This is a genomic window from Kitasatospora sp. NPDC059648, assembly GCF_042734825.1.
GTDB lineage: Bacteria > Actinomycetota > Actinomycetes > Streptomycetales > Streptomycetaceae > Kitasatospora.
The window spans coordinates 77,356-89,829 of record NZ_JBHWDU010000028.1; the positions used below are offsets into that span (position 1 = coordinate 77,356).

The 12,474-nt window shown below is 72.3% G+C and carries 10 protein-coding genes; 7 read left to right on the forward strand and 3 right to left on the reverse strand.

What is annotated here, in order from left to right:
- Positions 1–184: 184 nt before the first annotated feature.
- The 3 genes from ACFV1W_RS18885 to ACFV1W_RS18895 all read left to right on the forward strand — a co-directional run bounded on the left by ACFV1W_RS18885 (position 185) and on the right by ACFV1W_RS18895 (position 4,442).
- Positions 185–1,528 (forward strand): M16 family metallopeptidase, encoded by a 1,344-nt coding sequence (locus ACFV1W_RS18885; RefSeq protein WP_380417922.1) that lies wholly within the window; start codon positions 185–187, stop codon positions 1,526–1,528.
- Positions 1,529–1,548: 20 nt separating this feature from the next.
- Complete coding sequence (locus ACFV1W_RS18890) at positions 1,549–2,913, forward strand: M16 family metallopeptidase (protein ID WP_380417947.1); 1,365 nt, start codon at positions 1,549–1,551, stop codon at positions 2,911–2,913.
- 335 nt (positions 2,914–3,248) lie between these two features.
- Complete coding sequence (locus ACFV1W_RS18895) at positions 3,249–4,442, forward strand: RtcB family protein (protein WP_380417924.1); 1,194 nt, start codon at positions 3,249–3,251, stop codon at positions 4,440–4,442.
- 35 nt (positions 4,443–4,477) lie between these two features.
- On the opposite strand, the gene ACFV1W_RS18900 is transcribed toward ACFV1W_RS18895, so the two are convergent.
- Both ACFV1W_RS18900 and ACFV1W_RS18905 read right to left on the reverse strand, forming a co-directional pair.
- Positions 4,478–5,290, reverse strand: a complete 813-nt coding sequence (locus tag ACFV1W_RS18900; RefSeq protein ID WP_380417926.1) for an LAGLIDADG family homing endonuclease — start codon at positions 5,288–5,290, stop codon at positions 4,478–4,480.
- Between the two features lie 142 nt (positions 5,291–5,432).
- The gene (locus ACFV1W_RS18905; protein WP_380417928.1) at positions 5,433–5,714 is read right to left on the reverse strand and encodes an HPr family phosphocarrier protein; all 282 of its coding nucleotides are present in this window, start codon (positions 5,712–5,714) and stop codon (positions 5,433–5,435) included.
- A gap of 227 nt (positions 5,715–5,941) precedes the next feature.
- On the opposite strand from ACFV1W_RS18905, the gene ACFV1W_RS18910 reads away from it, so the two are divergent.
- The 4 genes from ACFV1W_RS18910 (at position 5,942) to ACFV1W_RS18925 (ending at position 11,455) form a co-directional block, all read left to right on the forward strand.
- Positions 5,942–8,788, forward strand: coding sequence for a GNAT family N-acetyltransferase (locus tag ACFV1W_RS18910; RefSeq protein ID WP_380417929.1), 2,847 nt, complete (start codon positions 5,942–5,944; stop codon positions 8,786–8,788).
- Between the two features lie 92 nt (positions 8,789–8,880).
- The gene (locus tag ACFV1W_RS18915) at positions 8,881–9,480 is read left to right on the forward strand and encodes a DUF5998 family protein (RefSeq protein WP_380417931.1); all 600 of its coding nucleotides are present in this window, start codon (positions 8,881–8,883) and stop codon (positions 9,478–9,480) included.
- 70 nt (positions 9,481–9,550) lie between these two features.
- Positions 9,551–10,738, forward strand: a complete 1,188-nt coding sequence (locus tag ACFV1W_RS18920) for an alkaline phosphatase family protein (protein WP_380417933.1) — start codon at positions 9,551–9,553, stop codon at positions 10,736–10,738.
- Positions 10,739–10,798: 60 nt separating this feature from the next.
- A complete protein-coding gene (locus ACFV1W_RS18925) occupies positions 10,799–11,455 on the forward strand; it encodes a thymidine kinase (protein ID WP_380417935.1) in 657 nt (218 codons plus the stop codon).
- 43 nt (positions 11,456–11,498) lie between these two features.
- On the opposite strand, the gene ACFV1W_RS18930 is transcribed toward ACFV1W_RS18925, so the two are convergent.
- A complete protein-coding gene (locus tag ACFV1W_RS18930; protein ID WP_380417949.1) occupies positions 11,499–12,242 on the reverse strand; it encodes a VOC family protein in 744 nt (247 codons plus the stop codon).
- Positions 12,243–12,474 lie beyond the last annotated feature (232 nt).

Genomic DNA, 12,474 nt, shown 5'->3' on the forward strand with positions numbered 1-12,474 from the left:
GCGCGGTCGACAGGGCACGGCGCCCCCATTGTGGACCCTCGCGCCGACACTCCCGGTCAGCGGCCCTCTTCCGCCCCTGGCGAACGCCGCTTCCGCGCGGGCACGAACACGCCTCCCGCGCGTTGCACCACAATGGGGGACGCCACACGAACCCCGACATCGACGACGGGAAGGACCCGAGCGCATGGCCAACCCGGCCCCCGCCTCCAGCCGAGGCATCGCCATCACCGAGCACCGCCTGGCCAACGGCCTGCGCGTCGTCCTCTCCGAGGACCGCCTCACCCCGGTCGCCGCCGTCTGCCTCTGGTACGACGTGGGCTCCCGCCACGAGGTCAAGGGCCGCACCGGCCTGGCCCACCTCTTCGAGCACCTGATGTTCCAGGGCTCCGCCAACGTCTCCAACAACGGGCACTTCGAACTCGTCCAGGGCGCCGGCGGATCGCTCAACGGCACCACCAGCTTCGAGCGCACCAACTACTACGAGACCATGCCCGCCCACCAGCTGGAGCTCGCCCTCTGGCTGGAGGCCGACCGGATGGGCTCCCTGCTCGCCGCCCTCGACGAGACGTCCATGGAGAACCAGCGCGCCGTCGTCAAGAACGAACGCCGCCAGCGCTACGACAACGTCCCGTACGGCACCGCCTTCGAGAAGCTCACCGCGCTCTCCTTCCCCGACGGCCACCCGTACCACCACACCCCCATCGGCTCCATGGCCGACCTCGACGCCGCGACCCTCGACGACGCCCGCGCGTTCTTCCGCACCTACTACGCGCCCAACAACGCCGTGCTGTCCATCGTCGGCGACATCGACCCCGAGCAGACCATCGCCTGGGTCGAGAAGTACTTCGGCTCCATCCCCGCCCACGACGGCAAGCAGCCCCCGCGCTCCGGCGAACTCCCCGACACCATCGGCCGCGAACTCCGCCAGAACCTCACCGAGGACGTCCCCTCCCGCGCCCTGATGGCCGCCTACCGCCTGCCCCAGGACGGCACCCGCGAGGCCGACGCCGCCGACCTCGCCCTCACCATCCTCGGGAGCGGCGAGTCCAGCCGCCTCTACAACCGGCTCGTCCGCCGTGACCGCACCGCCGTCGCCGCCGGCTTCGGCCTGCTGCGCCTCGCCGGCGCCCCCAGCCTCGGCTGGCTCGACGTCAAGACCTCCGGCGACGCCACCATCGCGCAGATCGACGCCGCCGTCGACGAGGAACTCGCCCGCTTCGCCGCCGAGGGCCCGACCGCCGAGGAACTGGAGCGCGCCCAGGCCCAGATCGAGCGCGAGTGGCTCGACCGGCTCACCACCGTCGCCGGCCGCGCCGACGAACTCTGCCGCTACGCCGTCCTGTTCGGCGACCCCAAGCTGCTGAACGAGGCCCTCCCCAAGGTGCTCGACGTCACGGCCGAAGAGGTCCAGGCCGTCGCCAAGGCCCGACTCCACCCCGAAAACCGGGCCGTCCTCGTCTACGAGCCGACCGCGACCGCCGCCGACGCTTCCGACGCCGCTTCCGAAGAGAAGGGTGCCGCCGAATGAGCACCGACTACGTCCCCGCGATGACCTTCCACCCCCAGCCCCGGCCCGGCACCCCCGGACCGTGGGCGTTCCCCGCCCCCGAGCGCGCCGCCCTCGGCAACGGCATCACCGTCCTGCACTGCCACCGGCCCGGCCAGCAGCTGGTCGCCGTCGAGGTCCTCCTCGACGCCCCGCTCGCCGCCGAACCCCAGGGCCTCGACGGCATCGCCGCCATCCTCGCCCGCGCCCTCAGCGAGGGCACCGACACCCTCACCGCCGAGGAGTTCGCCGGCGAGCTCGAACGCGCCGGCGCCACCCTCGACGCCCACGCCGACCACCCCTGCATCCGGGTCGCCCTGGAGGTCCCCGCCTCCCGGCTCCAGCGCGGCCTCTCCCTCCTCGCCGACGCCCTGCGCGCCCCCGCCCTCCCCGCCGAGGAGATCGAGCGCCTCGTCGCCAACCGCCTCGACGAGATCGTCCACGAGCAGGCCAACCCCGCCCGGCGCGCCGCCAAGGCCCTCTACGCCGAGCTCTTCGACGCCGCGGACCGCCTCTCCCGGCCCCGCAGCGGCACCGCCGACACCGTCAAGTCGATCGACCGTGCCGCCGTCAAGGCCTTCTACGACGCCCACGTGCGCCCCGGCACCACCACCGTCGTGGTGGTCGGCGACCTCACCGGCGTCGACCTGCCCGCCCTGCTGGAGAGCACCCTCGGCACCTGGACCGGCTCCGCCGCCGAGCCCTCCGTCCACGCCCCCGTCACCGGCGACGACCGCGGCCGCGTCGTCATCGTCGACCGGCCCGGCTCCGTCCAGACCCAGCTGCTGATCGGCCGGATCGGCCCCGACCGCCACGACCCGGTCTGGGCCGCCCAGATCCTCGGCACCTACTGCCTCGGCGGCACCCTCACCTCCCGCCTCGACCGCGTCCTGCGCGAGGAGAAGGGCTACACCTACGGCGTCCGCGCCTTCGCCCAGCCGCTGCGCTCCGCCGCCGACGGCAGCGGTCGCTCGCTGCTCGCCATCAGCGGCTCGGTGGACACCGCCTCCACCGCCCCGGCCCTGGACGACACCTGGAAGATCCTGCGCACCCTGGCCGCCGAGGGCCTCACCGACGCCGAGCGCGACGAGGCCGTGCAGTTCCTGGTCGGCGTCGCACCGCTGAAGTACGAGACCGCGGGTTCGGTCGCCGGGACCCTGGCCGACCAGGTCGAGCAGCACCTCCCGGACGACTACCAGGCCGAGGTCTACCGGCAGCTCGCCGAACTGCCCACCGCCGCGGCCACCGAGGCCGTGGTCGCGGCCTTTCCGCCGGACCGCCTGGTCACCGTCCTGGTCGGCGACGCCGCCGAGATCGAGGCGGACGTCCGGGCGCTCGGGATCGGTGAGGTCACCGTCATCAGCTGACGCCTGTCGCCGTCGTCGTCCGGCCCGGTGGAGCGCCTTCGCTCCGCCGGGCCGGACGTGTTCTTAAATCCGTTGCGGGCCCTGGTGGTTCCGTGGATAGATGTTCCCCGACGCACAGCACGTGCGAACTGCGGACTGCGACGAACGAAGGGAGGCGGTCACCATGCGGGTCGAGCGAGAGATACGACGACGCTCCCCAAGGCCGTTCCTCCCCGGTTCCGCTCCGGCTGCCTGAGCGCAGCCCTTCCCCAGAACTTCCCCGAGCCGCGCCGGGATCGGCATTCGCGCGGCATCCCTTTTCCGTGAACCACCCGACCCATGGAGGTCGTTCGACCATGACGTACACCGAAGTGCCCGGAGTCCGGGTGCCGATCCGGATGTGGACCGACCCGGCCACGGTCGAGGGCGCGGCCCTCCAGCAGCTGCGCAACATCAGCTCGCTGCCCTGGCTGCACGGTCTCGCCGTGATGCCCGACGTCCACCTGGGCAAGGGCGCGACCGTCGGCTCCGTCATCGCGATGAAGGACGCGGTCTGCCCGGCGGCCGTCGGCGTCGACATCGGCTGCGGGATGAGCGCGGTGAAGACCTCGCTGACCGCCAAGGACCTCCCGGACGACCTCTCCGGCCTGCGCAACGAGATCGAACAGGCCATCCCGGTCGGCCGCGGCCTCCACACCGACCCGGTCGACCCGACCAAGCTGCACGGCTTCCGCGCGGCGGGCTGGGACGACTTCTGGCAGCGCTTCGAGGGGGTGGCGGACGAGGTCAAGTGGCGCCGTGAAAAGGCCATGCAGCAGATGGGCACGCTCGGCGGGGGGAATCACCATGCGGAAATATGTTTGGATGATGATGGAAATGTCTGGCTGACGCTGCACTCCGGATCGCGTGGAATCGGCAAGGAATTGGCCGACCATCACATGGGTTTGGCTCGCTCGCTGTCTCACAACCAGGGGCTGGTCGACCGCGATCTGGCGGTCTTTCTCGCGAAGACCCCGGAGATGGCCGCTTACCGCCAGGACCTCTTCTGGGCACAGGAGTACGCGCTCTACAACCGTTCGATCATGATGGCGCTCCTCAAGGACGTCGTTCGTCGAGAGTTCCCCAAGGCGAAGGTCGCGTTCGAGGACGAGATCAGCTGCCACCACAACTACGTGGCGGAGGAGCGGTACGACGGCCTGGACCTGCTGGTGACCCGCAAGGGTGCGATTCGGGCCCGGGTCGGCGACTACGGCATCATCCCGGGGTCCATGGCCACCGGCTCCTACATCGTCCGCGGTCTGGGCAACGAGGCGTCGTTCAACTCGGCTTCGCACGGTGCCGGCCGGAAGATGAGCCGCAATGCCGCGAAGAAGCGTTTCACCACGCGGGACTTGATCGAGCAGACCAAGGGCGTCGAATGCCGCAAGGACAGCGGTGTTGTGGATGAGATCCCGGGCGCCTACAAGTCCATCGAGAAGGTGATGGCCCAGCAGACCGACTTGGTCGAGCCGGTCGCCCACCTCATGCAGGTGGTCTGCGTGAAGGGCTGAAACGAGACGGCCCCCGACATCGTCGGGGGCCGTCATCAGCGCTGTGGAAAGACTCGTGGACGTTTGGGACCGACGAGTCGCCAGTGCCGGGCCTCGCAACTCTTGAGTGTTCGGCCAAGTTGTTCGGATGCTCGCTCCATGCTCGCTGCGGTGAGGACCACTTCGTCCTCCTCAGGATTCCAACTGCGCCGTGGGGCGGCGAATCCCATGCCCGGTGGGCGAGCCCGGGTGCGGGCCAGATCAGCGCCGGCCACCTTCCGGGGCAAGGCCAGGCAGCCCGGGTAGTAGAGGTCGGCAGCCAGGGCCACGCCGGCCTCTATGAGGAAGAGGATGTTGTAGATGTCGTCGCGCTTGTTCCGGGTGAGCCTGCGGCGTGCGCCGCAGAGTCGTTCTGCGTAGTCGACGGTGAACATCGCCAAGGCATCGCTCTTGGTAGTCAGGCTCACGAAGGGCAGGTCCTGCGAGGTGCGGCCGACCGACCCATCCGCATCGATCAGGCCCCGCAGGTAGTCGCGCTCGGAGAACGGGACACGCGGGGGCGTGATGATCTCGGACTTCCGTCCCACCGGCAGGCCGAGCGCCTGTAGTTCCTCTCGGAACTCCCGGGCGCAGACGGTCCACATCACCGACGTGTGGTCCTCTTTGAAGTTCGTCGTGCGCGTCCGGTGGCCGATGGTGCTGTTGAACGGGCAGAGTCGCTGGAACTCCTCCAGGATCTGGGCGTCCCGCGCGGAGAGTTCCACCGAGAGCCGTCCGCGGTTGCGGGACTGCTCGGTGAGGTGTCCGTCCGCCTGGAGGAAGGCGAACATGTAGGCGTGCTCGGGTCGTTCGAGGTCGAAGAACGTCATGCCCCGAGCATCAGATCGGTACGCCGTTCGAGAGGGTGGAACGATCCACGGTTCGCTCAATGGTGTGGATGCGATCGAATCCGCGACCAGAAGCGCCCGGCAGTGCTAGGCACTGCCGGGCGCTTCGTGTGCGCTGCGAGGGTCAGGCGGCGGCGGGGAGCTCGTCGAGGCCTTCGGCGACGAGCTTGGCGAGGCGGTCGAGGGCGTCGTCGGCGCCGGGGGCGTCGGAGGCCAGGATGACCTCCTCGCCGCCCTGGGCGCCCAGGCCGAGGAGGCCGAGCATGGAGGCGGCGTTGACCGGGGTGCCGCCGGGCTTGGCGATGGTGATCGGCACGCCGGTGGCCGTGACGGCCCGGACGAAGACGGAGGCGGGACGGGCGTGCAGGCCCTCGGCCCAACCGATGGTGACGCGGCGCTCAGCCATGAGACGTGCCTTTCCGGTGAAGCTGGTCACGGCCGTGCTCGGGGGAGCGGGGGAAACGGCCGTGTTGTCTAGACCAGTGTCGCACGCAGGCAACCCCTTCTACGCCTGGCGTTCGGGACTTGTGATTGTTTCTTTTCGGGGCATAAGGCCCGGCCAGTGGCGCTGTCCACCCTGCCGTGAGCACGCGCCCGGCGCCATTCGGCCCGCCGCCGGATAACCTGACGAATGTGGAAGACCCCGCGGTGGCGAACCCCGCGCAACCCGACTATCCGCAGCACTGGGAAGCCGACGTCCTGCTGCGCGACGGCGGCACGGCCCGGATCCGGCCGATCACTCCCGATGACGGCGGGAGGCTGGTCGAGTTCTACGAGCAGGTCTCGGACCAGTCGAAGTACTTCCGCTTCTTCGCCCCCTACCCGCGGCTGTCCGACAAGGACGTCCGGCGCTTCACCCACCACGACTTCGTGAACCGGGTCGGCCTCGCCGTGGTGGTCCGGGACCACTTCATCGCCACCGTGCGCTACGACCGGATCGACGCCGAGGGCCGCCCCTCCGAACACGGCACGGACGCCGAGGTCGCCTTCCTGGTCCAGGACGCCCACCAGGGCCGCGGGGTCGCCTCCGCCCTCCTGGAGCACATCGCCGCGGTGGCCCAGGAGCGCGGCATCCGCCGCTTCCAGGCCGAGGTGCTGCCGGAGAACCGCAAGATGGTGAAGGTCTTCACCGACGCCGGCTACACCCAGCGCCGCAGCTTCGCCGACGGCGTCGTGCACCTGGAGTTCGACCTCGAACAGACCGACCGCTCGCTCGCCGTGATGCGCGCCCGCGAGCACCGCGCCGAGGCCCGCTCGGTGCAGCGGCTGCTGACCCCGCGCTCGGTGGCGGTGATCGGCGTCTCCCGCAACCCGCAGACCGTCGGCCGGGCCCTCCTGCGCGACCTGCTCGGCAGCTTCGACACCGAGTTCGAGAGCCGGTACGACCCCAAGCGCGCCCCGCGCGCCGTCTACGCGGTGAACCGCAGCGCCCCGCCGGGCACCGAGCTGGACGGCATCCCGGTGCACCGTTCGATTCTGGACATTCCCGGGCCGGTCGACCTCGCGGTGATCGCCGTCCCCGAGAGCGCCGTCCCGGCGACCGTCGCCGAGTGCGGCGCGCACGGCGTGCGGGGCCTGGTGGTGGTCACCGCCGGCTACGCGGAGACCGGTCCGGAGGGCCGCGACCGCCAGCGCGCCCTGGTCCGCCAGGCCCGCGCGGCGGGGATGCGGGTGATCGGCCCGAACGCCTTCGGCCTGATCAACACCGACCCCGACCACCCGCTGAACGCCTCGCTCGCCCCCCATCTGCCCGACCGCGGCGGCTTCGGGATCTTCTGCCAGTCCGGGGCGATCGGCGTGGCCCTGCTGGAGTCCGTCCACCGGCGCGGCCTCGGCGTCTCCTCCTTCGCCTCGGTCGGCAACCGCTCGGACGTCTCCGGCAACGACTTCCTGCAGTACTGGGCCGAGGACGACGCCACCGAGGTGGTGCTGCTCTACCTGGAGTCCTTCGGCAACCCCCGCAAGTTCACCCGGATCGCCCGCCGGCTGGCCGCCGCCAAGCCGGTGGTGGTGGTCAAGGGTGCCCGGCACACCGGCAGCCTGCCGCCCGGACACGCCGTCCCGGCCACCGCCACCGGCCTGCGCGACGCCACCGTCGACGCGCTGTTCGAACAGGCCGGGGTGACCAGGGTGGCGACCATCACCGAGCTGTTCGACACCGGCGAGCTGCTCGCCCAGCAGCCGCTGCCGCCCGGCGACCGGGTCGCCGTGGTCGGCAACTCCGACTCGCTCGGCCTGCTCACGTACGACGCCTGCCTCAGCGCCGGGCTGCGCCCGTGCACGCCCGTCGACCTCACCACCGCCGCCACCGGCGAGAACTTCCGGATCGCCCTGGACGTCGCGCTCAGCAACCCCGCCGTGGACGCGGTGATCGCCGTCGCCATCCCGCCGATCGGCACCTCCGCCCACGCCTTCATGGGCGGCCGGTTGGCCGGCCCGGACGACCCGGAGATGGGCTCGGACGACCCGGAGATCGCCACCGCCCTGCTCGAAGCCGGCGAGCGCGCACGGGAGTTGGGCAAGCCCCTGGTGCTGGCCCACCTGGCCCTGACCGATCTGCCGACCCGGCTGCGTCCCGGCGGCATCCCGGCCTACGCGGCGCCCGAGCGCGCCGTGCGCGCCCTCGCGCACGCCGTGCACTACGCGCAGTGGCGCCGCCGCACCGCCGAGGCGGAGGAGACGGCGCGCGTCCCCGAGCTGGACCGGATCGACGAGCCCGGCGCCCGCGCCCTGGTGGAGGCGGCGCTGAGCACCCGGGCCGCGGTCGCCGCGCGCACCCAGCCCGGCGGCGCCCGGATCACCCTGCCGGACACCGCGGCCCGGGCCCTGCTGGCCCGCTACGGCATCGACGTCTCGCCCACGTTGCCCGCGCCGGACGAGGAGGCCGCCGTCCGGGCCGCCGAGCAGCTCGGCTACCCGGTGGCCCTGAAGGCGACCGCCCCGCACCTGCGCCACCGCCCCGACCTGGGCAGCGTTCGGCTGGACCTCACCGGCGAGCCGGGCCTGCGCCGGGCCCACCGCGAACTGGACGCCCTGCTCGGCGGCGCGGCCGGCGCCCGGCTGGTGGTGCAGCGGCTGGCCCCGCGCGGGGTGGACACCGTGATCGGCGCCACGGTCGACCCGGCCGTCGGCGCGATCCTCTCCTTCGGTCTGGCCGGTGCCCCGGCCGAACTGCTCGGCGACGTGGCCCACAGGCTCGTCCCGGCGACCGACCAGGACGTCGCCGGACTGATCCGCGAGGTGCGGGCGGCGCCGCTGCTGTTCGGCTGGCGCGGAGCCGAGGCGGTGGACACCGGCGCCCTGGAGGAATTGCTGCTTCGGGTGTCGCAGCTCGTGGACGACGTCCCGGAGATCGCCTCGGTGGACCTCGAACCGGTGGTCGTGGCCCCGTACGGACTGGCGATCCTGGGGGCGCGGGTGCGGGTCGCACCGCTGCCCGTCCGCAGCGATCTGGGCCCGCGCGCGATGAGCACGCTGTAACCTTCCTTGGTTGCGCCTGCCCGTTGGCGCTGATGTCCGAAGCTCGGCGCCGTGCCGCCCGCTTCGTCGGCGGACCATGCCAGGATGGAGTTATGGCGAAGACCGGTACCACCACCACTCAGGACCTGCGCTCGGCGATCGAGCGCAGCGGCTACTACCCGGCCCTGGTGTCCGAGGCGGTGGAGTCCGCGGTGGGTCCGGAGCCGATCAGCTCCTACCTGGTGCACCAGGAGACGACCTTCGACTCCAACGAGGTGCGCCGGCACGTGACGGTGCTGGTGCTGACCCCTACCCGCTTCGTGGTGAGCCACACCGACGAGCAGTCCGGTGACGCGGGCAGCCCCGCGGTGCCCTTCGCGACGACCTCGACGGAGAGCGTCCGGCTGGACCGGATCGGCTCGGTCGTGCTGAGCCGGATGGTGGCGAACCCGGAGACGTACACGCCCGGCACCCTGCCGCGCGAGGTGGTATTGACGATCGGCTGGGGCGCGGTTCAGCGCCTCGACCTGGAGCCGGCCGGCTGCTCGGACCCGAACTGTGAGGCGGACCACGGCTACACCGGCTCGGCGACGGCCGACGACCTCTCGCTGCGGGTGAGCGAGGCCGGTGACGGCCCGGAGACGGTGGCCCAGGCGCTGGTGTTCGCCCGGGCGCTGTCCGACGCGACGATCGACAACGGCCCGCGGGTCTGAGCCCGGGCCGCACCCGGCCGTTTCCGTCCGCGCCCCCGCCCGCGTTTCCGACCGCTACGAATCCGGTTCCATGTCCTTCGCACCCTCCGACGGCTACGACGCCTTCGAGATCCTCGACCCGGCCGCCGCCCCCGCACCCCCGTACGGCAGCGGCTCGCTCTGCGACCTGCTGCCCTCGGTCGCGGCGGGCATGGGCGTCCCCGGGTTCACCGCGACGCTGCCGATCGCCCCGGCCGACCGGGCGGTGGTGTTCCTGGTGGACGGCCTGGGCTGGGAGCTGCTGCTGCGCCACCCCGAGTACGCGCCGTTCCTGTCCTCGCTGGCCGGGAGCTCGATGGGCGGCACCGGCCGTCCGCTGACGGCGGGCTTCCCGTCCACCACCGCGACCTCACTGGCCTCGGTCGGCACCGGCACGCCGCCGGGCCTGCACGGCCTGGCCGGTTACACGGTGGCGGTGCCGGGCGCCGACTACCTGATGAACCAGCTGCGCTGGCAGCCGCACACCGACCCGCAGGCCTGGCAGCCGTACCCGACGGTCTTCGAGCAGACCCACCGGGCCGGGGTGGCGACGGCCCAGGTGTCCTCCCCGCTGTTCGCCCAGACCCCGCTGACCAGGGTGGCGCTGTCCGGCGGCAGCTTCCTGGGCCGGACCACCGGCGAGGAGCGGATGGACCTGGCCGCCTCCTGGCTGGCCGAGCACGACCGGGCGCTGGTGTACACGTACGTCAGTGAGCTGGACGGTGCGGGCCACCGGTTCGGGGTGGACTCCGACGAGTGGCGGATGACGCTGGACGCGGTGGACCGGCTGGCCCGCCGGCTGGCCGAGCAGCTGCCGCCGCGCTCGGCGATGTACGTGACCGCGGACCACGGCATGATCGACATCGCCCCCGAGGACCGGATCGACTTCGACGAGGACTGGGAGCTCGGCGCAGGAGTCGCCCTGCTCGGCGGCGAGGGCCGGGCCCGGCACGTGTACGCCGTGCCGGGTGCCGCGGCCGACGTGCACACGGTCTGGAGCGAGGTGCTGGGCGACCGGATGTGGGTGGCCACTCGCGACGAGGCGATCGCGGCGGGCTGGTTCGGCCCGACCGTCGACGAGCGGGTGTACCACCGGATCGGCGACGTGGTCGCCGCGGCACGCGACGACATCGCGATCACCGCCTCCCGCAACGAGCCCGGCGAGTCCGCGATGATCGGGCTGCACGGCTCGATGACCCCGGTCGAGCAGTTCGTGCCGCTGCTCGAAGTCCGGGGCTGAGCCGGACCCTTGACCTCTTGTGCCCGAACCCCCTTGACGTGAAAGGCCTTTGCTCCACCCATGGCTGAACTGGTGTTCTTCTCGGGCACGATGGACTGCGGCAAGTCGACGCTGGCGCTGCAGATGGACCACAACCACACCGCGCGCGGTCGGCAGGGCGTCATCCTGACCCGCAACGACCGGGCCGGCGCGGCCACCATCTCCAGCCGGCTGGGCCTGCGGGCCGACGCGGTCGAGGTGACGGACGACTTCGACTTCCACGCGCACGTGGTGCACCGGCTCTCGGCCGGTGGACGGGTGGACTACCTGATCTGCGACGAGGCCCAGTTCTTCGCCGCCGAGCAGGTCGACCAGCTGGCCCGGGTGGTGGACGAGCTGGACATCGACGTCTACACCTTCGGCATCACCACCGACTTCCGCACCCGGCTGTTCCCGGGTTCGCAGCGGCTGATCGAGCTGGCCGACCGGGTGGAGGTGCTGCAGGTCGAGGCGCTGTGCTGGTGCGGCGCGCGGGCGACCCACAACGCCCGTACGGTCGGCGGGGTGATGGTGGTCGAGGGCGCCCAGGTGGTGATCGGCGACATCTCGGTGAGCGAGGACGAGATCGGCTACGAGGTGCTGTGCCGCCGCCACCACCGCCGCCGGCTGACCGCCGCGACCGCGCGCGCCTCGGTGCTCTCCCCGGACGTGCTGCCCTTCGAGGACCAGCAGGCGTAGGGCCCGTCCGCACGAGCACGGGCCCTGTCGTCCGAAGCGGTTGCTAGACCGAGGCTTCGAGCACCGAGAAGTGCCCGCCCTGCGGGTCGGCCAGCCGGGCGGCGCGGCCGCGGGCGGTGTCGTGCGGTCCGACCAGGACGCGGCCGCCGAGTTCGACGGCGTGACGAGCGGTCAGCGCGGCGTCCCGGACCGCGAAGTGGGTGCGCCAGCGCGGCGGGTGGCCGCGCAGGTCGGCGTGGTGGCGGATGCCCGCGACCGGGTGCCCGTGCACCAGCAGGGCGGAGCCGCCGACGGCGGGCCGCACCGGCCGGTCGAGCACGGAGCCGTAGAAGGTGGCGGCGCCGTCGGCGTCAGGGGTGAGCAGTTCGGCCCAGGCGGGACTGCCGGGTTCCGTCCCGGCCTCCCGGCCGGGGTGCTCCTCCCCCTGCCAGAGGCCGAAGACGGCGCCGGAGACGTCGGAGGCGATGGCCATCCGCCCGGCCCGCTCGGCCTGCAGCGGCCCGACTGCGACGGTTCCGCCGCACTCGCGCACCAGTTGGGTGGTGCGGTCGGCGTCGTCCACGGCGAAGTAGGTGGTCCACTGCACCGGGAAGCCGGTGGCGGTGGAGACGCCGAGACCGGCGACGGGTGCGCCGTCGAGCTCGGCCCGGACGTAGGCGCCGAGTTGGCCGGGCCCGGGGGAGTACGTCCAGCCGAGCAGTTCGCCGTAGAAGGCGCGGGCGCCGGGCAGGTCGTGGGTCAGCAGGCTGACCCAGCAGGGCGTGCCCTGGGCCAGTCGGAGTTCCACCGCGGGCAATGCGGGCCTCCTCACGGGTGGTTGGCGCACGGCAATCCGTGGGCGCGAGGGTGATGCTTCCACTCTGGGGCGCGCCCAACCCTCGACCCGCGCGGAAAGTCCGGCAAAGAGCGCACAAAGAGCGGTGGTTCGGGCGTGTCCTGCGGATCCCTGCCCGGGCCTTACCCCCCCCGGGTGCGCGCGCCAAGCCCCCGCGGCGGGCGGGGGCGGAAAGGGCCGGGAT